The sequence below is a fragment of the Aeromonas sp. R2-2 genome (assembly GCF_040908355.1).
Classification (GTDB): Bacteria; Pseudomonadota; Gammaproteobacteria; order Enterobacterales; family Aeromonadaceae; genus Aeromonas; species Aeromonas veronii.
This window is the reverse complement of sequence record NZ_JBFODQ010000028.1, coordinates 1-19739: the sequence shown is the minus strand read 5'-3', so window position 1 is coordinate 19739 and position 19739 is coordinate 1. Positions and strand designations below refer to the sequence as shown.

The 19739-nt window shown below is 61.3% G+C and carries 20 protein-coding genes; 9 read left to right on the top strand and 11 right to left on the bottom strand.

Going from position 1 to position 19739, the window contains the following annotated elements; translation table 11 throughout:
* Window positions 1–106 precede the first annotated feature (106 nt).
* Both AB5Z09_RS05020 and AB5Z09_RS05015 read left to right on the top strand, forming a co-directional pair.
* Complete coding sequence (locus tag AB5Z09_RS05020; protein ID WP_368194766.1) at window positions 107–526, top strand: MauE/DoxX family redox-associated membrane protein; 420 nt, start codon at window positions 107–109, stop codon at window positions 524–526.
* 4 nt (window positions 527–530) lie between these two features.
* Window positions 531–1058, top strand: coding sequence for a rhodanese-like domain-containing protein (locus AB5Z09_RS05015; protein WP_368194765.1), 528 nt, complete (start codon window positions 531–533; stop codon window positions 1056–1058).
* 81 nt (window positions 1059–1139) lie between these two features.
* On the opposite strand, the gene AB5Z09_RS05010 is transcribed toward AB5Z09_RS05015, so the two are convergent.
* The 9 genes from AB5Z09_RS05010 to thpR all read right to left on the bottom strand — a co-directional run bounded on the left by AB5Z09_RS05010 (window position 1140) and on the right by thpR (window position 9521).
* Window positions 1140–2504: a cation:dicarboxylase symporter family transporter gene (locus AB5Z09_RS05010; RefSeq protein ID WP_368194764.1), complete on the bottom strand. Its 1365-nt coding sequence runs from the start codon at window positions 2502–2504 to the stop codon at window positions 1140–1142.
* A 144-nt stretch (window positions 2505–2648) separates the two neighbouring features.
* Entirely contained in the window at window positions 2649–3503 is an 855-nt protein-coding gene (gene panC, locus AB5Z09_RS05005) for a pantoate--beta-alanine ligase (protein WP_319889011.1), read from the bottom strand.
* Window positions 3504–3704: 201 nt separating this feature from the next.
* A complete protein-coding gene (panB, locus tag AB5Z09_RS05000) occupies window positions 3705–4499 on the bottom strand; it encodes a 3-methyl-2-oxobutanoate hydroxymethyltransferase (protein ID WP_005335640.1) in 795 nt (264 codons plus the stop codon).
* Window positions 4496–5005 carry a 2-amino-4-hydroxy-6-hydroxymethyldihydropteridine diphosphokinase gene (gene folK, locus AB5Z09_RS04995; protein ID WP_368194793.1) on the bottom strand — a complete coding sequence of 170 codons (510 nt, stop codon included), beginning with the start codon at window positions 5003–5005 and terminating at the stop codon, window positions 4496–4498. Before folK ends, panB begins: the two co-directional genes overlap by 4 nt.
* Before the next feature lie 11 nt (window positions 5006–5016).
* Window positions 5017–6483, bottom strand: a complete 1467-nt coding sequence (gene pcnB, locus AB5Z09_RS04990) for a polynucleotide adenylyltransferase PcnB (RefSeq protein ID WP_368194763.1) — start codon at window positions 6481–6483, stop codon at window positions 5017–5019.
* Window positions 6484–6649: 166 nt separating this feature from the next.
* On the bottom strand, window positions 6650–7558 hold the full coding sequence (gene gluQRS / locus AB5Z09_RS04985) for a tRNA glutamyl-Q(34) synthetase GluQRS (RefSeq protein ID WP_216956307.1): 909 nt from the start codon (window positions 7556–7558) through the stop codon (window positions 6650–6652).
* 111 nt (window positions 7559–7669) lie between these two features.
* Window positions 7670–8119, bottom strand: a complete 450-nt coding sequence (gene dksA / locus AB5Z09_RS04980; protein WP_005335644.1) for an RNA polymerase-binding protein DksA — start codon at window positions 8117–8119, stop codon at window positions 7670–7672.
* Between the two features lie 119 nt (window positions 8120–8238).
* Window positions 8239–8982: a DNA/RNA nuclease SfsA gene (gene sfsA, locus AB5Z09_RS04975; protein WP_047437797.1), complete on the bottom strand. Its 744-nt coding sequence runs from the start codon at window positions 8980–8982 to the stop codon at window positions 8239–8241.
* The gene (gene thpR, locus AB5Z09_RS04970) at window positions 8979–9521 is read right to left on the bottom strand and encodes an RNA 2',3'-cyclic phosphodiesterase (protein WP_216956310.1); all 543 of its coding nucleotides are present in this window, start codon (window positions 9519–9521) and stop codon (window positions 8979–8981) included. Before thpR ends, sfsA begins: the two co-directional genes overlap by 4 nt.
* Before the next feature lie 178 nt (window positions 9522–9699).
* Between thpR and hrpB the strand changes: the two genes are divergently transcribed.
* From hrpB to AB5Z09_RS04955, 3 genes are all read left to right on the top strand, one after another.
* On the top strand, window positions 9700–12147 hold the full coding sequence (gene hrpB / locus AB5Z09_RS04965; RefSeq protein ID WP_368194762.1) for an ATP-dependent helicase HrpB: 2448 nt from the start codon (window positions 9700–9702) through the stop codon (window positions 12145–12147).
* Window positions 12148–12220: 73 nt separating this feature from the next.
* Entirely contained in the window at window positions 12221–14539 is a 2319-nt protein-coding gene (gene mrcB / locus AB5Z09_RS04960; RefSeq protein ID WP_100652841.1) for a penicillin-binding protein 1B, read from the top strand.
* Window positions 14540–14597: 58 nt separating this feature from the next.
* A complete protein-coding gene (locus AB5Z09_RS04955) occupies window positions 14598–14999 on the top strand; it encodes a VOC family protein (RefSeq protein ID WP_005362902.1) in 402 nt (133 codons plus the stop codon).
* Between the two features lie 78 nt (window positions 15000–15077).
* Here the strand turns inward: AB5Z09_RS04955 and AB5Z09_RS04950 are convergent, their stop codons facing one another.
* On the bottom strand, window positions 15078–15398 hold the full coding sequence (locus AB5Z09_RS04950) for an SMR family transporter (protein ID WP_368194761.1): 321 nt from the start codon (window positions 15396–15398) through the stop codon (window positions 15078–15080).
* Window positions 15395–15781 carry a multidrug efflux SMR transporter gene (locus tag AB5Z09_RS04945; protein ID WP_005335660.1) on the bottom strand — a complete coding sequence of 129 codons (387 nt, stop codon included), beginning with the start codon at window positions 15779–15781 and terminating at the stop codon, window positions 15395–15397. The genes AB5Z09_RS04950 and AB5Z09_RS04945 overlap by 4 nt, the downstream gene beginning before the upstream one ends.
* A 158-nt stretch (window positions 15782–15939) precedes the next feature.
* Here AB5Z09_RS04945 and AB5Z09_RS04940 point away from each other — a divergent pair, with 158 nt between their 5' ends.
* The 4 genes from AB5Z09_RS04940 to AB5Z09_RS04925 form a co-directional block, all read left to right on the top strand.
* Window positions 15940–16821 (top strand): LysR family transcriptional regulator, encoded by an 882-nt coding sequence (locus AB5Z09_RS04940; protein ID WP_368194760.1) that lies wholly within the window; start codon window positions 15940–15942, stop codon window positions 16819–16821.
* 109 nt (window positions 16822–16930) lie between these two features.
* Window positions 16931–18511, top strand: coding sequence for a DUF3369 domain-containing protein (locus AB5Z09_RS04935; protein ID WP_323888569.1), 1581 nt, complete (start codon window positions 16931–16933; stop codon window positions 18509–18511).
* A 216-nt stretch (window positions 18512–18727) separates the two neighbouring features.
* Window positions 18728–19258, top strand: a complete 531-nt coding sequence (ppa, locus tag AB5Z09_RS04930; RefSeq protein WP_005335667.1) for an inorganic diphosphatase — start codon at window positions 18728–18730, stop codon at window positions 19256–19258.
* Between the two features lie 116 nt (window positions 19259–19374).
* On the top strand, window positions 19375–19739 hold a 365-nt coding region (locus AB5Z09_RS04925), incomplete at its 3' end, for a transposase domain-containing protein (RefSeq protein WP_368194749.1).

The following is a 19739-nucleotide window of genomic DNA, read 5'->3' as shown; positions in this document are numbered from 1 at the left end:
TCACTGCCCCGCAAAATCTAGATTTATCTTGTCCGGCATGGGTTTAGTCATTGCGGCTCAATCGGGAATTGTTAGAATTTACCCCCTCTCTATAAAGAGGTAGAATATGCCTGCGTTGTTGCGCATGCTGGCCAATCTGGCACTCGGGGGATTTTTCCTCGCCTCCGCCGGGTTCAAGCTGGTATCCCCCGCCCTGTTCATCGAGCAGATCGGCGCCTTTGGCCTGATCTGGCCGCCGCTGATCCCGTTCGCGGCCTGGGGGCTGATCGCGCTGGAGCTCTGTGCTGGGCTTGCGGTCATCGCCAACCGGCGCTGGGGACTCTGGCTGGTGATCGGGCTGCTCACCCTGTTTATTCCGGTGTTGGGCTATGGCGTTGCCATCGGGCTCGACATCTCTTGCGGCTGTCTGGGCAGGGCTGATCTCGGCTCGTTGCCGGAGGCCATTGTGCGGGATCTGCTGCTACTGACGCTTGCGGGCGCCCTGCTGCGAACTTCCCGCCCCGTTTTTCCCGTTCTAAAGGAGTAGTGACATGATGACATTGCGATCCCGCACTCTGCTGGCCTCGCTGATCGCCGCCAGCTTTGCCCTCGCGGGCTGTGGCGACAACCAGTTCGAGCAGGAGGTGAAGCTGGAGCAGTTGGCGGTGCAGCTGGCACAGGAGGCGCAGCAGGGGGGCTATCAGCTGCTGACCGTAGCCGAGCTGAAGACCCGGATGGACAAGGGCGAAGAGCTGGTGATCATCGACACCATGCCCTATGAGGACTCCTACAAGAAGGAGCACATTCCGGGCGCCAAAAACTTTGTCTTCGTGAAAGAGGCCAAGGCCGGTGACAACTGGAGCGAAATCGTCGAGGGGAGCGGTACACCTGAGCAGTTCCAGGCGCTGCTGGGTGAAGACAAGTCCCGCCCTGTGGTGATCTACTGCGGCTTCGTCAAGTGCGGCCGCAGCCACAACGCTGCCGCCTGGGCGGTGACTCAGGGCTATCAACAGGTCTATCGGGTGCCGGGCGGCATCTTCGCCTGGAAAGGAGCTGGTTACCCCGTCTCTGCCGAATAACCGCGTTTGCCCACAAGGCAACACAGTCGACATAAAGAAGCCCGCAACTGCGGGCTTCTTTATATTGGGTAACGCTCGGGGTTAGCTGGCGGCCTGCGTCTGCATCGTCTCCACGTTGGCCAGCTGCTGCTTGCCCAGCAACCGCTTGGTGATCATGGCCGCCATGATGGAGCCGTTGACGTTGAGAGCAGTACGGTCCATGTCCACCAGCGGCTCGATGGCGATCATCACCCCCACCAGCGCGATGGGGAAGTTGAGGGTGGAGAGCACGATCAGCGCGGCGAAGGTGCCGCCACCGCCGACGCCGGCCACCCCGATGGAGCCCAGCGCAATGACCGGCAGCAGAGTCAGCAGGAACAGGGGTTCAAACGGGTTGATACCGAGCATGGGGGCAATCATCGCCACCATCATGGCCGGATAGATGCCGGCACAGCCGTTCTGGCCGAGGTTGGCACCGAACGAGGCGGCAAAGTTGGCGATGCTGGAGGGCACGCCAAGACGTTGCTGGGTCTCGATGCTGAGCGGGATGGAAGCCGCGCTGCTGCGGGAGATAAAGGCAAAGGTGAGCACACCCCACACTTCCCGCAGGTAGTGCAGCGGGTTCTGGCCGATCAGCAACAGGATCACCATGTGTACCGCAAACATCGCCAGAATGGCGACGTAGCAGACCAGGATAAAGCCGAGCAGGCTGAGGATCTCGCTCAGGGGATAGTGAGCCACCACCCGGGCGATCAGCGCCATCACGCCATAGGGGGTGAGCGCAATCACCACCCGCACCATCTTCATCACCCACAGTTGCAGAGTGTCGATGGCCACGGCGGCGCGAGCACCGGCCTCCGGGTGCTCCGCCTTCATCTGCAGCAGGGCAACCCCCGCCAGCACGGTGAAGATCACCACCCCGATCACCGAGAGGCCGCGGCTACCCGCCATATCGGCGGCAAAGTTGGTAGGCACCAGCGAGAGCAGCAGGGCAGGCAGGGTCTGGGCACTGTCGATGGTGCTCATGCTCTGTTGCAGCGCAGCGCTGTCGCTGCCGTGGCTCAACAGCCCCTCGGCAGTGAGACCACTCAGATGGGTCACCGTCATCCCCACCACACCGGCGATCATCACCAGGGTCAGCATGGAGCCGATCAGCACGGCGCTGATCTTGCCGAGGGACTGGGCCTGCTCCAGCTTGTTGATGGCAGAGAGGATCGAGGTGAACACCAGCGGCATCATCACTACCTTGAGCAGGCTGACATAGCCGCCGCCGATGATATTGACCCACTCCAGGGTCTGCTGGACGCCGGCATCATCGGCACCCCAGCCCAGTTGCAGAGCCAGCCCGAACAGGGCACCGAGCAGCAGACCCGCAAGCACCTTGCGCGAGAGCGGCACCGAAGCGGGCAGCCGGGTCAGGGCAAAACAGAGCAGACAGAAGAGCAACGAAGCAAACAAGGTAAACATAAATAAACACCTGTAGCGGCCATCAGGGCCGATTGTGGAGAGAGAAAACAGCGGGTGCGAGCAGAGTCGCGAGGGAAAACGCCAAATGGCAGGCGTGAAAAAGCAGCGGACGCCCGGGAAGGCGTCCGCTGACAATCGGGGGAATTACTTCTTTACGGTGACGACGCGGTTGTCGATAAGGCGGGCCTTGCCAAGATAAGCGGCCATCAGGATCACCAGCTGTGCGCTCTCGTCAGTGGCGGATTCGAGGGTGGCGGCATCGACGATGTCGATGGCATCGGTACGAAAACCGGCATTGTCGAGGCGCTGGCTGGCCTGCGCCACCAGCGACGGCAGGTGGTGGTCACCCGCTTCAATCTGCTCGGCGATCCAGTTCATGGTGCGCGCCAGCTCGGGGGCGATGGCCCGCTCGGCAGCTGTCAGGTAGCCGTTACGCGAAGAGAGCGCCAGCCCGTCTTCGGCCCGCACGGTCGGCACGCCGACGATCTCGATGGGCATCGCCATGTCGGCCACCATCTTTCGAATAAGCGCCAACTGCTGGTAATCCTTCTGGCCAAAGCAGGCCACATCCGGCTGTACCAGATTGAACAGCTTGGTAACGACTGTGCTGACCCCACGGAAGTGACCCGGACGCAGCGCCCCCTCCAGCAGATTGGAGAGACCCGGCACCTCGACGAAGGTCTGGCTGGCCAGCCCCTGCGGATACATGATCTCCGGAGTCGGGGTGAACACCATATCGACGCCGGCTGCTTCCAGCGCAGCGCAATCCTGCTCCAGAGTTCGCGGGTAGTTGGCAAGATCCTCGGCCTTGTCGAACTGCATCGGGTTGACGAAGATGCTGACCACCACCTTCTCGGCGTGGCTGTGCGCCTCTTTCACCAGCGTCAGGTGGCCCTGATGCAGGTTGCCCATGGTGGGCACAAATGCGATGGCACGCCCTTCACGGCGCCATAGGCTGATCTGCTCACGCAGAACGACGGGATTATTTACGACCAACATCAGCAGTTCACCTTCCGATAAATCAAAAAGAGAGACGGGTTGCATCCACAGATAGCGCTCGGGCGGGATGGGGCACGAACATGGCTATCAGCAGTTCACCTTTAGATGAATCAATAAGATACGGATTAGCTATACGGATTAACTGTGCGAGGCTGAGAAGCAGAGACGGGGGCCGCAGCCCCCATCATGCAACTGCCAGGATCAGTTAAAGCAGTGCTCCGGGCCGGGGAAGCTCCCCTCGCTCACCTGCTGGACATAGAGGCGGATGGCGGCACGCACATCGCCGGTCTCGGCCAGGAAGTTCTTGGTGAACTTGGGCACATAGCCGGAGGTGACGCCAAAGGCATCGTGCATCACCAAAATCTGACCGTCGGTCGCGGGGCCGGCACCAATGCCGATCACCGGGATGCGAAGCGCCTTGGTGATGCGCTCGGCCAGCGCAGTGGGCACACACTCGAGCACCAGCAGCTGGATACCGGCCGCTTGCAGTTCGAGGGCCTGACGGTAGATCTCCTGGGCTTGAAACTCATCGCGCCCCTGCACCTTGAAGCCGCCAAAGACATGAACGGATTGCGGAGTGAGGCCGAGGTGACCGCACACCGGCACCCCGTTGCGGGTGAGGTGGCGGATGGAGTCACAGAGCCAGTCGCCCCCTTCCATCTTCACCATGCGGGCACCGGCCGCCATCAGGCGGGCAGCGTTCTGGTAAGTCTGCTCGGGGGTAGCATAGCTCATGAACGGCATGTCGGCGACCACCAGTGCCTTGCTGGCACCGCGCGCCACACAGCGGGTGTGATAGACCATCTCATCCATGTTGACCGCCAGGGTATCCTGCCCCCCTTGCAGCACCATGCCCAGCGAATCGCCGATGAGCAGCACGTGGGCGCCCTCGTCGTCGAACAGCTTGGCAAAGGTGGCATCATAGGCGGTGATGGCGGTGAACTTTTGACCTTCCTGCTTCATCTTCAGCAGGCTGGCGGTGGTGATCTTGCTCATAGAGGCTCCTGTACGTCTGCACGCGGGGCAATGATGGCCAAATCATTGTGCGGGCAGCGGGCAACCAGTCGGGCGAGCGGGGCGCCGCAGGGCAGCACCAGAGCAGGCGCAATTTCGGCAAGGGGCAGCAGCACGAACTCCCGCTCCTTCATGCCGTAGTGGGGTACGATCAGGCGCTCATGGTTGATCACCTGATCCCCATAGAGCAGCAGATCGAGATCCAGAGTTCTCGGCCCCCACCGCTCATCTTTGCGCACACGTCCCTGTTCCAGCTCGATTTTTTGTAATTGATCCAGCAGCGCAAGGGGCGCGAGCCGGGTATTGAGCCGGGCCACGGCATTGACGTAGTCCGGTTGGTCAGCAGGCCCCATGGGGCGGCTGCTGTAAAACGACGAGGCCTCCACCAGCACAGATTCCGGCAACCTTGCCAAGGCGGCAACGGCGCGACGAGCCTGACCCAGCGGATCAGACAAGTTGGAACCAATGGCGATGAAGACCTCGGTCATCACGTCTGTTGTCACTCAGCCACTTTCGGTTTGCGGCGACGGGGGCGACGGCGGTTACGGCTATTGCTGCTGCGCTTCTCGCCATCGTGGCTGCGAGCCTCGCCGCGCTCACCGCTGGCCGGGCGACGGGTCGCTTCACGCTGCAATTGCGGGCGCACATCCGGATTGGAGGCAACATAGCGCTCCCACCAGCTGGCCAGCTCGCCGAGACCGCGCTCGACCCGGTTGCGCAGCAACAGGAAGTCGAACGCCGCGCGGAACTTGGGATGCTCCATGGCGCGCTCGGGATGTTTGCCCTGACGACGGGTCAGCCGCTGTTGCAGTGCCCAGATGTCGCGGACATCTGTGGTGAAACGGCGGGGAACGGCGATGATCCGCACCTGATTGTCCAGCACCTCGTTGATCGCCAGCATGAAGGCGTCATACCAGGGCAGGCCGCTCTCGTTCTCCAGCACCCGACCACGGGCCTCGACGCAGCCCCACAGCAGGGTGGCGTAGAGGAAGGCGGGAGTGACGCGCTTGTCTTCGCGGACGCGGGTGTCGGTATCGATCAGCGCCTGCTCGATAAACTGCTCATAGGGCGAGTTGCCGTGCGGGGTAAACAGCGCAGCCACTTGCGGGAACAGCTGCTGGAACAGACCATACTCGCGCAGCAACTTGTAGGTCGCCAGACCTTCGCCAGCCAGGAACAGTTTGAGGGTCTCCTCAAACAGGCGGGCAGCCGGGATGTCTTGCAGCAGTGGCGCCAGCTCCTTGATGGGGGCGGCGGTACGCGGGCTGATGGTCATATCCAGCTTGGCTGCGAAGCGCACGGCGCGCAGCATCCGCACCGGATCTTCACGATAACGGGTCTCGGGATCGCCGATCAGCTCAAGCTTGCGCTCGGCCAGATCTTCCAGACCCCCTTCGAAATCGTGCAGGGTGAAATCTTTGGCGCTGTAGTAGAGGGCGTTGACGGTAAAGTCGCGGCGCTCGGCATCCTCTTCGATGGTGCCGTAGACATTGTCGCGCAGCAGCATGCCTTCATCAGACTGGGCCGACACATGTTTGCTGGTATTGACCTGATGGTGGTGACCCCGGAAGGTGGCCACTTCGATCACGTCACGACCAAAGACAATGTGGGCCAGGCGGAAACGACGGCCAATCAGGCGGCAGTTGCTGAACAGCGCCTTGATCTGCTCCGGCGTCGCATCGGTTGCGATGTCGAAATCCTTGGGCGTCTTCCCGAGCAGCAGATCCCGGACTCCGCCGCCGACCAGGTAGGCCTCATAGCCCCCTTTGTTCAGGCGATAGAGCACCTTGAGTGCATTCTCGCTGATCTCTTTGCGCGAAATAGGGTGCTGATCACGGCTTAAGGTACGACGTTGACCGGCGACACGGGCTGGAATGGGGGATTCCACCGACTGCTCGCCGTCTTCCTTGCCGAGCACCTTGCGGCAAAAGTTTGCGATCTGGGAAAAAATGGTACACCTCTTCATGACTTCTAAATTGACGGGAGGCCAAAAAATAGCGGCCTATCATAGCTCACGCCTAACCAAATGAAAAACCGTGCTGACAATTGATCCCGCATGAAACCGTCTGCCAGCGAAAATAGCGGTCTATCAGCGCCCAGCTCACGTCCTATTACACGAAAACCGGCTCTCTTTACTCAATGTCCAGCGGGATCTTCTCGCTGGCTGGCACCCGTTCTAGCTGCCAGTTAGCGATGCCCCATTCGATGATCTCGTCGATCCGGCTCGCCATCAGCTCGGGCGGCGGGCACTGGCCGAGGAAGTGCAGCGCCTGCCACAAGGCTGGTCGCACCTCATCAAGCGCGAGGGCCGGCGCATGGTTCTGCTTGGAGAGCTTGTTGCCATCTGCCAGCACCGCCAGCGGCAGGTGCACCCAGTCGGGCACCGGCGCCCCCAGGGTCTGGTAGAGGGCAATCTGGCGCACCGTGGGCTCCAGCAGATCGGCACCGCGCACTATCTCGGTGATGCCGCTGTCCATATCATCTACCACCACCGCCAGGTTGTAGGCGTAGAGCCCGTCGCGGCGACGGATAATGAAATCCTCCTCGGCGAGCGCCGCCGGTACCGCGATATGGCCCTGCAAGCGATCGTCGAAGTGGTAGACCGGATGGTGCTGGCGCAGCCGGGCAGCGCAACCTTCGGCCGCAAGCCCCAGCGTGCGGCAGTGGCCGCTGTAGAGACCGCCCGCGGCCATAATTTCGCGCCGGGTGCAACGGCACCAGTAGAGGTCCCCCGCCCGATAGAGCTGGTCGATGATCTCGTCATAACGGCCGTGGCGCGCGCTCTGGAACATCACCTCCCCATCCCACTCGAGGCCATATGCCTCAAGAGTCTTGAGGATCAGGTGCGCTGCCCCTGCCATCTCCCGCGGCGGATCGATATCTTCGATGCGCACCAGCCAGCGCCCCTGCTGCGCTCTGGCCTGCAAAAAGCTGCCGAGGGCGGCGATCAGCGAACCGAAATGAAGCGGGCCTGAGGGGGAGGGGGCAAAGCGGCCGACATAGGGGCGCACAAGGGGTGAGGATGGGGAATTCACTGGCATGACTATTCGGATAAGCGATTCATTGAGGCTGCATTCTGGGGCGCGACCGCCAAAAGCTCAATAAAAAAGGGAGCCCGCGAGCTCCCTTTTTCATATACCAGAGGGTCGGGATCAACCGGCCATCTGTTTTTCCTTGATCTCGGCCAGCGTCTTGCAATCGACACAGAGGTCGGCAGTCGGACGGGCTTCCAGACGACGGATACCGATCTCGATACCGCAATGTTCGCAGTAACCGAAATCATCGTCTTCAAGCAGCTGCAAGGTCTTCTCGATCTTCTTGATCAGCTTGCGTTCACGGTCGCGGGTACGCAGTTCAAGAGCGAACTCTTCTTCTTGCGCGGCACGATCCACGGGATCCGGGAAGTTGGCAGCCTCGTCTTTCATATGGTCGACTGTACGATCAACTTCCTGCATCAGTTGGTTGCGCCAGGCACCCAGGATCTTGCGAAAATGCGCCTTTTGTTGGTCATTCATGTACTCCTCACCCGGCTTTTCCTGGTAAGGCGCGACACCCGCAATGGCCAGGGGGCCCAGAGATTTCCTGTTTTCGCCTGTTGGCATGCCCTGTCTCCTAATTCAGCACGCTACCCGTGCCATCCATAAATTGAGGGCGACATCTATAGCAGAAGGGTAACGGGTAAGCAAACGAGCCGTACCAATAATGTTACCCACTCCAATATTTATGCACTCCCCTCGGGTAACAGGTGACCAGATTCAAACGGGATAAACCCTTGAGCCACCATGCCTTGCACCCCAACATGGGGCCGATAGCATAAAATTTCAACCCCCGCCGCGATTGCCTGCTCAATTAGCAGACTATAGTGCGGATCTATATGGGTTGCAGGGCGCATCCGGCTTATTCCGGAGTGCAACACCATAAATAGCAGCACGGCCCTGTGGCCCGCAGCTTTCATCGCCATCAACTCGCGCAAATGCTTGGCACCACGGGCGGTGACTGCATCGGGGAAGTAGCCCATACCCGGATGTTCACGTTCGTCGAGCAGGGTGACTGATTTTACCTCGATGTAACAATTGCCCTTCTCGTCATCTTCCAGCAACAGATCGATGCGACTGTTCTCTTCGCCATACTTCACCTCGGTGCGCAAGCGGCTGTAACCCGCCAGCGGAGCGATAGCCTCCTGCTCGATCAACTCCCGGGCGATCTGGTTGGCGCGCGCCGTGTTGACGCAGATAAAGTGGCCCGCCGGGCTCTCGGCGATCTCCCAGCTGTTGGGCAGCTTGCGCTTGGGGTTATCGGAGGTGGAGTACCAGACCCGGGTGCCCGGATCGGCACAACCGGTCATGGCACCGGTATTGGCGCAATGGATGGTAATGACCTCGCCGTTATCGAGTTGCACATCGGTCAGAAAGCGCTTGTAGCGGGCCACCAGCTGGCCCGATTGTAGGGGGGGATCAAAGATCACGGGTTAGCCCTCCGCGCGTCTTCTTTTACCCGGGCGCGCAGCGGCCAGCAGGCAAGCGGCTCGTAGCGTCCCCCGTCCGGAGTCGAGATGGATTGATAGAGGCAGAACTCATCGGCCTGCAGCAGAAAATTTGGGGCAGGCAGGATGGCCGGAGCCTCACCCGCCTTGCGCGACAGGGTGACATGGGGGCGATAACCCTGCTCGCCATTGCCAAGACGCAACTTCTCGCCGTGGCGGCGCAGCGCCTTTGCCAGCACGGTCAGCTCGTTGGGCCACTCCTTCGGGCCAATCCAGGCAGCCTTGGCCCGGCTGAACCAGCCGGTCTCATCCAACCTGATGGAGAGCGGCGGACAGTGCTGACGCTCCACGGCGGCGATCAGGCGGCGGGTGGTCAACTCGTCCGCCTCACCCAGAAAGGCTAGGGTCAGGTGGAGGTTGGCTTGCGGCACCGGCTGACCGGGCCAGGGCTGCTGATCGCGCCAGGCGATGAGCTCGGGGGCGAGCTCCTTGACGGGCAGGGCAAAGAAGAGTTTGGCCATGTGGTGATAATGCCTTTTTCACGCTCATTGGATGGGCCCATTCTATGGCAGCCATCCGGCCATGTCTCGCCACCCTCCCACCCGAGTGGCCATATCCGCACATCCACTCACGGTGGCGCGGGTGGCTGTGGCAGAATAGGCGCCGTTTTACCGGTTGCTACAGAAGGTGCTCATCGCTTTGTCCCAGCTCCCCATCGTTTCGGTATTGCCCGAACTCTTTGCCGCCCTCGACAGCCACACCTGCGTGCTCCTGCAGGCGCCACCCGGCGCGGGCAAATCGACTCTGCTGCCGCTGGAGCTGGTGCGTCAGAACCGGCTGCCCGGCCGCATCATCATGCTGGAACCAAGTCGCCTGGCTGCGCGCAATATCGCCACTTTTCTGGCCCGTCAGCTGGGGGAGAAGGTGAGCGAGCGCATCGGCCTGCGGGTGCGTGGCGAGAGCCGCACCAGCTCAGCGACCCGGCTCGAGATCGTCACCGAAGGGGTGCTGACCCGGATGTTGCAGCAGGACCCTGAGCTGACTGGCGTCTCGCTGGTGATCTTCGATGAGTTCCACGAACGCAGTCTGCACGCCGATACCGCGCTGGCCTTCGCCATCGAGAGCCAGCAGGGATTGCGCGATGATCTCAAGCTCCTGGTGATGTCCGCAACCCTGGATGGCATGGCACTCGAGACCTTGTTGCCGGATGCCCCTGTGGTTCGCTCCGAGGGGCGCGGTTTTCCCATCGACTATCACTACCGCCCCGCCAATCGCCAGCAGTGGCTGGAGCCGCAGGTCGGCGCCGTGGTACTCGAAGCGCTGGCCGAGCAAGATGGCAGCCTGCTGGTCTTTCTGCCGGGACAGGGTGAGATCGAGCGACTGGCGCAATGGTTGGCAGACAAACTGCCGGACGACGTGACCCTCGCCCCCCTCTACGGCCGCCTCGATATGGCAGCCCAGCAGGCGGCTATCGAACCGGCGCCTGCGGGCCGCCGTAAGCTGGTGCTCACCACCAATGTGGCTGAGACCTCCCTCACTATTGAGGGGATTTCGGTGGTGATCGACAGCGGGCTGGAACGACGGGCCTCCTATGATCTGAAAAGCGGTGTCACCCGGCTGGAAACCCGCCAGATAGCCAAATCCTCCGCCACCCAGCGGGCAGGCCGCGCTGGCCGTCTCGGCCCCGGCGTCTGCTACCGGCTCTGGAGCAGCGAGGTGCAGGAGCGACTCGCCGAGCAGAGCCCGCCAGATATCCTCACTCAGGAGCTGACCGGCCTGCTGCTGGACGCCGCCCAGTGGGGGGCAAAGGTGGCAGATCTGCCGCTGCTGGACATGCCCCCAGCCGCTGCGGTGGCCAGCGCCCAGCGGCTACTGGTGGCTCTTGGCGCCATGAAGCCGGAGGGTGAGCAACAACTCACTCCCGCTGGCCGTGCCATGGCCGCCTTCGGTACCCACCCTCGCCTCGCCCGCATGCTGCTGCGCGCCCGCGAGCTGGAGTCCGAGGGTCTGACAGGGATTGTCGCCGATGCTGCTTATCTGGTGGCGTTGCAGGAAGAAGATCTGCGAGGATCGGAGCGCCTCTCTGTGCTGTTCCTCCGCCGTCAAAACGCCCTGCGCCAGAGCGCGGCCCGCTGGTTTGAACGGCTTGGCGCCCGCCCTGCCAGTGCGCAGGGTCAGTGGCTGGGGCTGCTCTGCGCCCTCGCCTGGCCGGATCGCATCGGCAAACTGCGCAGCGGCAGTCGCTATCAACTCAGTGGTGGGGTGAGCTGCGATCTGGTAGAAGGTCATCCCTGTCAGGGACAAGGGGCCCTTATCGCTATCGAGATGGGGCAGAACGATCGCGGCAACCGCATCTTTATCGCCGAACCGGTCGATCTGGACGAGCTGGTGCGCCTGCTGCCGGAACTGGTGAGCGAACGGCAGTGGTTCGACTGGGATGAGCGGGAAGAGCGGGTGCGCGCCGAACGCCAGCAGGTGATCGGCGAGCTGGTGCTGAGCCAGCGACCGCTGACCGAACTCTCTGACGAGCAGAAAGGGCGCTGCCTGCTGCAAGGCATTCGCCGCAAGGGGCTGCATGTGCTGCCGTGGGACGAGAGCAGCGAAGGGCTGCTGGCCCGCCTGCGCTGCGCCCGCGACTGGCTGCCCGATGAGGGGTGGCCCGCGATGGATGACGAGAGCCTGCTGGCCACGCTGGAACAGTGGTTGCTGCCAGCGGTGAGCGGCATGACCCGGCTGGAGCAGCTGAAGAGGCTCAATATGAGCGACATCCTGCGCCAATCCCTGCCCTGGCCACTGCCCAAACGGCTGGACGAGGCACTGCCGAGCCACTTTGCGGCACCGACCGGCAGCCGGGTACGGATCCGCTATCAGCCGGGGCAGGCACCGGTGATCCCGGTACGCATTCAGGAGATGTTCGGGCAAGGCTCGACCCCCTGCGTGGTCGATGGCCGGGTGCCGCTGGTGGTGGAGCTGCTCTCCCCCGCCCAGCGACCGCTGCAGATCACTGCCGATCTGGCCGCCTTTTGGGCTGGCTCTTACGAGCAGGTGAAGAAAGAGATGAAGGGGCGCTATCCCCGCCACTACTGGCCGGATAATCCGCTGGAAGCGATGCCGACCAAAGTCACCAAAAAGAAGATGGGCATCTAGGTTCGGCGGGTTAATCCCGCTCGAACGTTCGCGAATGCGACATAACAAGTAGAAAGGAAAGCAAAGAGGATTTATGGCAACCCAACGACGCAAGCGTGCCCCCAAGAAGGCAGCGCCCAAACGCACCATCTGGCGCAAGCTGTTCTGGCTTGGCTTCAAGCTCTCGCTGGTGGTGGCGGCCTTTATGGTGGTGTTTGGCATCTACCTCGATACCAAGGTGCGCGAGCGCTTCGATGGCGAGAAGTGGCAGCTGCCGGTGATGGTCTATAGCCGCCCGCTGGAGCTCTACCCCAGCCAGCGCCTGTCGCGGGACCAGATGCTGCGCGAGCTCAACATGCTGAGCTACAAGCAGGTGCGCCAGCCTCACACGCCGGGTGAATACACCATCAACGGCAATCGCATCGAGCTGATTCGCCGTCCCTTCGAGTTCTATGACGGCGCCGACGGAGCCCGTGGCCTGCGCCTCACCTTCAACGGCCCGCGCCTTGAGGGGATCCAGTCGCTGGAGAACCAGCGCCAGCTCGGTTACGCCCAGATGGACCCGGTGCTGCTCGATCGCCTCAATACCGAAGATCGGGAAGATCGCCTGCTGGTGCGTATCGCCGAAGTGCCCGACAGCCTGCTGGTGACCCTGCTCACCACCGAAGATCGCGACTTCTACCAGCATGGCGGCGTCTCGCCGGTCGCCATCATGCGGGCCATGTTCGCCAACCTGATCGCGGGTCGTACCGTGCAGGGGGGCAGTACCCTGACCCAGCAGCTGGCCAAAAACTTCTTCCTGACCCGCGAGCGCAGCCTGTGGCGAAAACTGCAGGAAGCCTACATGGCGGTACTGATCGACTATCGCTACAGCAAGGACGAGATCCTGGAGTCCTACCTCAACGAGGTCTATCTGGGGCAGAACTTCTCGCAAGGGGTCTACGGCTTCGGCCTCGCCTCCTACTTCTACTTCGGCATTCCGGTCAACGAGCTGGATATCGATCAGGTGGCCCTGCTGGTCGGTCTGGTGAAAGGCCCCTCCTATTACGACCCATGGCGCTTCCCGGAGCGGGCCAAGACTCGCCGGGATCTGGTACTGAAGCTGCTGATGGATCACGGCAGCCTGACCCAGGCCGAATATGAGCTGGCCAGCCGCCAACCCCTCGGCATCATCGCCCGTGGCCAGATGAGCTATGGTCGCACCCCGGCCTTTATGGGACTGCTCAAGCGAGAGATCCAGAGCCGCTTCGGCGCCGATCTGCTCAAGCAGTCCGGCCTCAAGATCTTCACCAGCCTCGACCCCATCGCCCAGCACGCGGCCGAGCGGGCGGTCGAATCGGGCCTCGCCGATATCGAGAAACTGCGCGGCAAGAAGAAGCTGGAGGCGGCCATGGTGGTCTCCGACTGGCACAAGGGCGAAGTAGTCGCACTGGTGGGTGGCCGCGATCCCCGCTACGCAGGGTTCAACCGGGCGCTGGATGCCCGCCGCCAGATCGGCTCGCTAGTGAAACCGGCGGTCTACCTCACCGGTCTCTCCAACGGCCTGACGCTCGCGACCCCACTCAAAGATCAGCCGATCCGTATTCGCGGTCAGGATGGCCAGGTCTGGACACCGCAAAACTACGATCGCAAGTTCCGCCAGAGCGTGCCGCTAATGGATGCGCTGGCCAGCTCACTCAACGTGCCGACAGTCAATCTGGGTCTGCAGGTGGGGCTGGAGAAGGTGGTCGATACCCTGCACAAACTGGGAGTCCAGCAGGAGATCCAGCCCTATCCGTCGCTGGTGCTGGGGGCGGTGGCCCTCTCCCCGCTGGAGGTGAACCAGATGTATCTGCCCATCGCCAATCAGGGGCTGACCCAGCCGCTATCGGCCATTCGCGCCGTGGTGAACGGGGATGGCAGCCTGCTCTATCAGCATGATCAGACCGCCAAGCGAGTCACCGACCAGCAAGCAAGCTGGCTAACCCTGTTCGCCATGACCAAGACGGTGAGTCAGGGTACGGCCCGCGCGCTCAGTGCCAAGTTCCCGGGCGCCACCATGGCGGCCAAGACCGGCACCACCAACGAGCTGCGCGACTCCTGGTTTGCCGGGATGGACAACAACGAACTGGTCAGTATCTGGGTCGGTCGCGACGACAATACCCCGGCAGGTTTGACCGGTGCCAGCGGTGCCCTGCAGCTCTTTAGCGGCTACATGAGCCAGCGCGGCGTCAACAGTCTGGGACTGAAGATGCCGGAAGGGGTCACCTGGGCCAACTTCTCCCGCGCCAGCGGCACCCGCGTCGCCAGCGACTGCCCGGGCAGCCTGCAGGTGCCGGCCAAAGCCTCCACCATGGGCTCCCCGGCCGGCTGCGCCAGCAGCGCGACGCCGCGCAGTGCGCTGGATGACTGGTTCGGCGGTTTCTTTAACTAGATCAACGACACGGGCAGCGCAGGCTGCCCGTTCACTATGCTGCTGACAAGGAAACACCATGACCTTTCCGCTGTTTGACGCCATCCACCATGTGGCCATCATCGCCAGCGATTACCCACGCTCGCGCCACTTCTACCACGAGGTGCTGGGGCTACCCATTATCGCCGAGACCCTGCGCGAGGCGCGCCAGTCATGGAAACTGGATCTGGCCCTGCCGGACGGCAGCCAGCTGGAGCTGTTCAGCTTCCCCTCGCCTCCCGAGCGCCCCTCCCGCCCCGAGGCGTGCGGCCTGCGCCATCTCGCCTTTCGGGTCAGCGACCTTGACCGGGTCATCGCCCACCTGCTGGCCCATCGGGTCGAGGTAGAGCCGGTACGGGTGGACGAGCTGACCGGCAAGCGCTTTACCTTCTTCGCCGACCCCGACGGCCTGCCGCTGGAGCTCTACGAAGCGCCGCGCTGAGCCTGCATCGACCAAGCAATCAGCCAAACAAAAGCCGCCCGGTTGCAACCGGGCGGCTTTTCTTATTGCTTCAGGTTATCAGGCGGTAGTCAGCATAACGACAGCCAGCGCCATCACCATCATGCCAGCCCAGCCGATGGGCTTGAGCCGCTCACCGAAGAAGAGCAAACCGCCCAGCGCCGTACCGACGATGCCGATAGCCCCCCAGGTGGCGTAGGCAACAGCCAGGTCAATCTGGCAGCCACTTACCGCTTCCGAGAGCAGGGTAAAGGCGCCGAGTACCAGCATGATCCCCAGGAATCCCCACCCCTTGTAACGAAACCCGTTGGAGCGGTTGATGGCCATGTTGGCGCCGATATCGATCAGTGCGGCACCCAGTACAATCACAAACGGACTCATGCTGTGGCCTCCGCTTCTACTGACTTGTCTGCGGGCTCATCATGGGTCTCCCCCATGGTCACCATAACAATCCCCACTATCGCGAGAGCAAGGCCAATCAGCTCCTGAACGGTCACATCGTAACCAAGGAACATGACCGACACTATGGTGATCAAGGTGATCCCGAGCCCCTCCCAGAGCGCAAACGCAATACCAATGGAGATTGTTTTGGCGGCTTTCGCCAGCAACCAGTACGAGAAACCGATCAACAGCCACATCGGGATGTAATTCATCCAGCCAGCCCCCTGCTCGGGGATCATGGCCATGCTGGAGGTACCGGCGACCTCGGTCACGATGGCGCCGGTCAAAAACAGCCGGGCCAGAAACATACGACTTAATAACATATAAGATGCCTTTGTTGCTTCGACGGGAGAGATGGTAAACGGGGAGAAGCAACTCGCGACAATCGCTCAGCGTCGATTATCCCGACGCTACAGGTTTGCCTTGCCTTGGTTTGGCACGCTAAGGTGATGGTGAAAAACTCCGCCACAGCCTGTAAAACATGAAGCTATATCAGATAGAACTCTTTGTAGAGTCAGCCAATAGCGGCTCTATTGCCAATACCGCCCGTCGCCTCGGCAAAAGCCGCAGCGCCGTCAGCACCGCCATCGCGGCGCTGGAAGTTGAGCTTGGCGTCGAACTTTTTGAACGAGGTGCCAATCAGAGTCGCCTGACCGAAATCGGCGAGCTGGTGCTGGATGATTGCACCCGCCTGCTGCAGGCAGCCAACAGCCTGCAGCAGAAGTGCAAACATTACGCCTCGGGGGCCGAAGTGGCGCTGCGGGTCGCCCGCGATGACGCGATTCCCGAGCCGGTGTGGCGCGAGATGCTGACCAGCCTGCACAATCAATTTCCCGGCACCAGTATCTCACTGGTGCTCGCCTCTCCGCCCGAACTGCCGGCGCTGGTGGAAGAGGGATTCGTCGATGCCGCTTTTGGCCTTATTACCGAAGATCAGGAGCGCAGCGGCCTCAATATCGACGTGCTCAACCCGATCCGCACCCTGATGGTGGTGGCACCCAGCCATCCGCTGGCCGGACTGAAGCGGGTCAAACAGCAGGATCTGACCGATCACACCCAGGTCACCCTCTCGTATGTAGATGAATTTTCGGTAAAAAGCCTGTTGCCAGTAGGGGGCCAGCATATCGGCCTCTCCAGCTTCGAGTTGATGCGCAATGCGGTGCTGGACGGGCTGGGCTGGGCAGTGCTCCCCTCGCCGCTGATCCAGAGTCAGCTGCGACAAGGCTCCCTGCTGACTCTGAAACACAAGTTCAGCCTGCAGTGGCGAGATTACGGGGTCTATCTGGCGGAAAACGCCTATCACGGCAAGGTGTTGGCCTGGTTGAAGAAGTCGATCCGGGGGTATCTGGAACCTTTCGAGTAGCGATAAAGAGGCGGAGCCAGCTCACGATATCTACTTATCCTGATGATCCGAGCGGGTGTGATCGTGCATACTGTTCACATACTCATTGAGCGCCGGAGGCGTAACCGATATGAGCAGTGCCCAAGACAAGGACGATATCTTGCTGGACGACGACATCATCGAACTCGATGATGAGGAGGTCGTGGTCCCCAAGGCACTCAACCCATGGCAAGTGCTGATCGTGGATGATGAGCCGGATATCCATCATGCCACCCGCCTGGCCCTCTCCAACATTCACTACAAATCCCGTCCGCTGGAGCTGCTCAATGCCTACAGCGGCGCCGAAGCTGGCCGCATGCTGGAGGCCAATCCCAGGATTGCGCTGATCCTGCTCGATGTGGTGATGGAGACCGAAGATGCAGGTCTGCGGCTGGTGCACCGGATCCGCAACGAAATGCACAACTCGCTGGTACGGATCGTGCTGCGTACCGGCCAACCCGGCCAAGCCCCCGAGCAGCGGGTGATCCTCGATTACGACATCAATGACTACAAGACCAAGACCGAGCTGACGGTACAAAAGCTCTACACCACTGTCATCGCATCCCTGCGTTCATACGAAACCCTCAGTGCCATCGACAAGAGCCGGCAGGGGCTCGGCAAAATTCTGGAAGGGGCGGGCGATCTCTACCATCTTCATTCACTCAAGGAGTTTGCCTCCGGCGTGCTGAAACAGATCAGCGCCATTCTCGATGTGGGCACCGAAGGGGCTATCTGCGCCGAGCGCCGTCCCGGCGAACAGGGGCTGGAGATCCTCGCCGCCACCGGCGACTACGAGACTCTGCTGGATGATGGCAAGATCACCGACTTTCCCACCCTCAATGACTCGGTCATGAAGGCTCTGGCGGCGCGCTGCAACCGCTTTGAACACCCACAGGACTCCCTCTATATCGCCGCCCAGAATGGTCGCGAGTTCGTGTTGAGTTTTACCCCGACCCAGCCCCTCGATCCCCTCGAGTGCGATCTGCTGGATGTCTTCTGTCAGCGCATCTCGGCGGCCTACGACAACCTCTATCTCTACAATCAGTTGCTGCGCGCCCAGGAGGCCACAGTGGTGGCACTGGCGGCGCTGGCGGAGTTTCGCGACTCCGATACCGGCGAGCATGTCTTGCGGGTGCAGAAACTCTCGGATGCCATCGTGGCCGAATTGAAGCAGATGACGGCCTATCCCGAGCAGCTGACCCCGGAGTTTGTCGAGATGATCGGCATGGCCTCCATCCTGCACGATGTGGGCAAGGTGGGCACCCCGGATCATATCCTGCACAAGCCCGGCCGTTTCGACCCGGAAGAGCGGGCCATCATGGAGCAGCATGCCGGCATCGGCGCCAATATCCTGCACAAGGCGGGTGAAATGGTGGAGGGAACCAGCTACCTCTCGCTAGGGGCAGAGATCGCCCGGGGCCACCACGAGCACTTCGATGGCAAGGGCTACCCGCAGCAGCTGTCTGGTCAGCAGATCCCCCTGTCGGCGAGGATTGTGGCGGTAGTCGATGTATTCGATGCCCTGCTCAGCAAACGCCCCTACAAAGAACCCTGGACGCTGGCACAGACCATGGAGTATATCCAGTCCCGCTCCGGCACCCAGTTTGACCCTCATGTAGTGACAGCCCTGTCGCGACTGGTCAATGAGTCGAGACTCCCCTACTCGCTCTGACCCCCTTTGTTCGCAACTCCACATGCCCTGCCGGTGACCTTGCTCACCGGCAGGGCATCAAAACAGCCGTTTTGTTGTATCCCGCACACATCAACGCGCCGCAAAGCGGAAACATCCCCCTTCTTTGTTAGCGATGTCCGCTGAAATATGGTCATTTAACATCACATCGCTATAATATCGGCCTGCAAACCTGATACTAACAACGAAGGAATTATCATGAGCCTGAACTTGGTACCGGCCGGCAAGAGCCTGCCCGACGATATCTATGTCATCATCGAAATCCCGCAGAATGCCGACCCGATCAAATACGAAGTCGACAAGGACAGCGGTGCTATTTTCGTCGATCGCTTCATGTCTACCCCGATGTTCTATCCGTGCAACTACGGCTACGTGAACGCGACTCTCTCTCTGGATGGTGACCCCGTCGACGTACTGGTTCCGACCCCCTACCCGCTGCTGGCCGGTTCCGTCATTCGCTGCCGTCCGGTTGGCGTGCTGAAGATGACCGACGAATCTGGCGAAGATGCCAAGATCGTTGCCGTACCGCACTCCAAGCTGACCAAGCAGTACGACCACATCCAGGATGTGAACGATCTGCCGGAACTGCTGAAAGCCCAGATCCAGCACTTCTTCGAGCGCTACAAAGAGCTGGAGGCGGGCAAATGGGTCAAGGTGGAAGGCTGGGGCGACAAGGCTGCTGCCGAAGCCGAGATCAAAACCTCTGCCGAGCGTTACGCTGCCAAGTAAGCGTCACCCGGTATGAAAAAGGCGCCTTATGGCTAATGCCGATCAGTTAAGGATCCATTGACCGATCCTTCTGTTGTGTGAAAATCCGAAACCTGTTGATTGGTTTCGGATTTTTTATGCGTATCGCTCACGCTCTCGACTTCCTCCACGCCAGCAATGCCGCTCAGTTTGAGTCACTTTCTGACCTCATTCCTCCCGAGCTCATCACGACGCTGCTCGCCGAAGAGGATGTCGTGACCCTGCGCCGTCGCCGCATGCCCATGGAGCGACTAGTCTGGGCCATCATCGGCATGGCCATCTTCCGCCACGTCCCCATGACCCAGCTGGTCAATCAGCTTGATATCCTGTTGCCCGGCGACCGCCCCTTCGTTGCCCCCAGCGCCTTCCTGCAAGCTCGCCAAAAACTGGGGGACAAGAGCATCGAACGCCTGTTTCACGAGACCGCTTCGCGCTGGCACCAGCAGGCCAATCATCCCGGCTG

Coding starts and splice junctions, on each gene's coding strand:
- AB5Z09_RS05015 (WP_368194765.1), top strand. CDS start 531: ATGATGACATTGCGATCCCGCACTCTGCTGGCCTCGCTGATCGCCGCC.
- gluQRS (WP_216956307.1), bottom strand. CDS start 7,558: ATGCCAGTGAATTCCCCATCCTCACCCCTTGTGCGCCCCTATGTCGGC.
- pcnB (WP_368194763.1), bottom strand. CDS start 6,483: ATGAAGAGGTGTACCATTTTTTCCCAGATCGCAAACTTTTGCCGCAAG.
- AB5Z09_RS04950 (WP_368194761.1), bottom strand. CDS start 15,398: ATGAGTCCGTTTGTGATTGTACTGGGTGCCGCACTGATCGATATCGGC.
- AB5Z09_RS04955 (WP_005362902.1), top strand. CDS start 14,598: ATGACCTTTCCGCTGTTTGACGCCATCCACCATGTGGCCATCATCGCC.
- thpR (WP_216956310.1), bottom strand. CDS start 9,521: ATGGCCAAACTCTTCTTTGCCCTGCCCGTCAAGGAGCTCGCCCCCGAG.
- panC (WP_319889011.1), bottom strand. CDS start 3,503: ATGTTGGTCGTAAATAATCCCGTCGTTCTGCGTGAGCAGATCAGCCTA.
- panB (WP_005335640.1), bottom strand. CDS start 4,499: ATGAGCAAGATCACCACCGCCAGCCTGCTGAAGATGAAGCAGGAAGGT.
- mrcB (WP_100652841.1), top strand. CDS start 12,221: ATGGCAACCCAACGACGCAAGCGTGCCCCCAAGAAGGCAGCGCCCAAA.
- AB5Z09_RS04945 (WP_005335660.1), bottom strand. CDS start 15,781: ATGTTATTAAGTCGTATGTTTCTGGCCCGGCTGTTTTTGACCGGCGCC.
- AB5Z09_RS04940 (WP_368194760.1), top strand. CDS start 15,940: ATGAAGCTATATCAGATAGAACTCTTTGTAGAGTCAGCCAATAGCGGC.
- AB5Z09_RS05010 (WP_368194764.1), bottom strand. CDS start 2,504: ATGTTTACCTTGTTTGCTTCGTTGCTCTTCTGTCTGCTCTGTTTTGCC.
- AB5Z09_RS04935 (WP_323888569.1), top strand. CDS start 16,931: ATGAGCAGTGCCCAAGACAAGGACGATATCTTGCTGGACGACGACATC.
- dksA (WP_005335644.1), bottom strand. CDS start 8,119: ATGCCAACAGGCGAAAACAGGAAATCTCTGGGCCCCCTGGCCATTGCG.
- ppa (WP_005335667.1), top strand. CDS start 18,728: ATGAGCCTGAACTTGGTACCGGCCGGCAAGAGCCTGCCCGACGATATC.
- folK (WP_368194793.1), bottom strand. CDS start 5,005: ATGACCGAGGTCTTCATCGCCATTGGTTCCAACTTGTCTGATCCGCTG.
- AB5Z09_RS05020 (WP_368194766.1), top strand. CDS start 107: ATGCCTGCGTTGTTGCGCATGCTGGCCAATCTGGCACTCGGGGGATTT.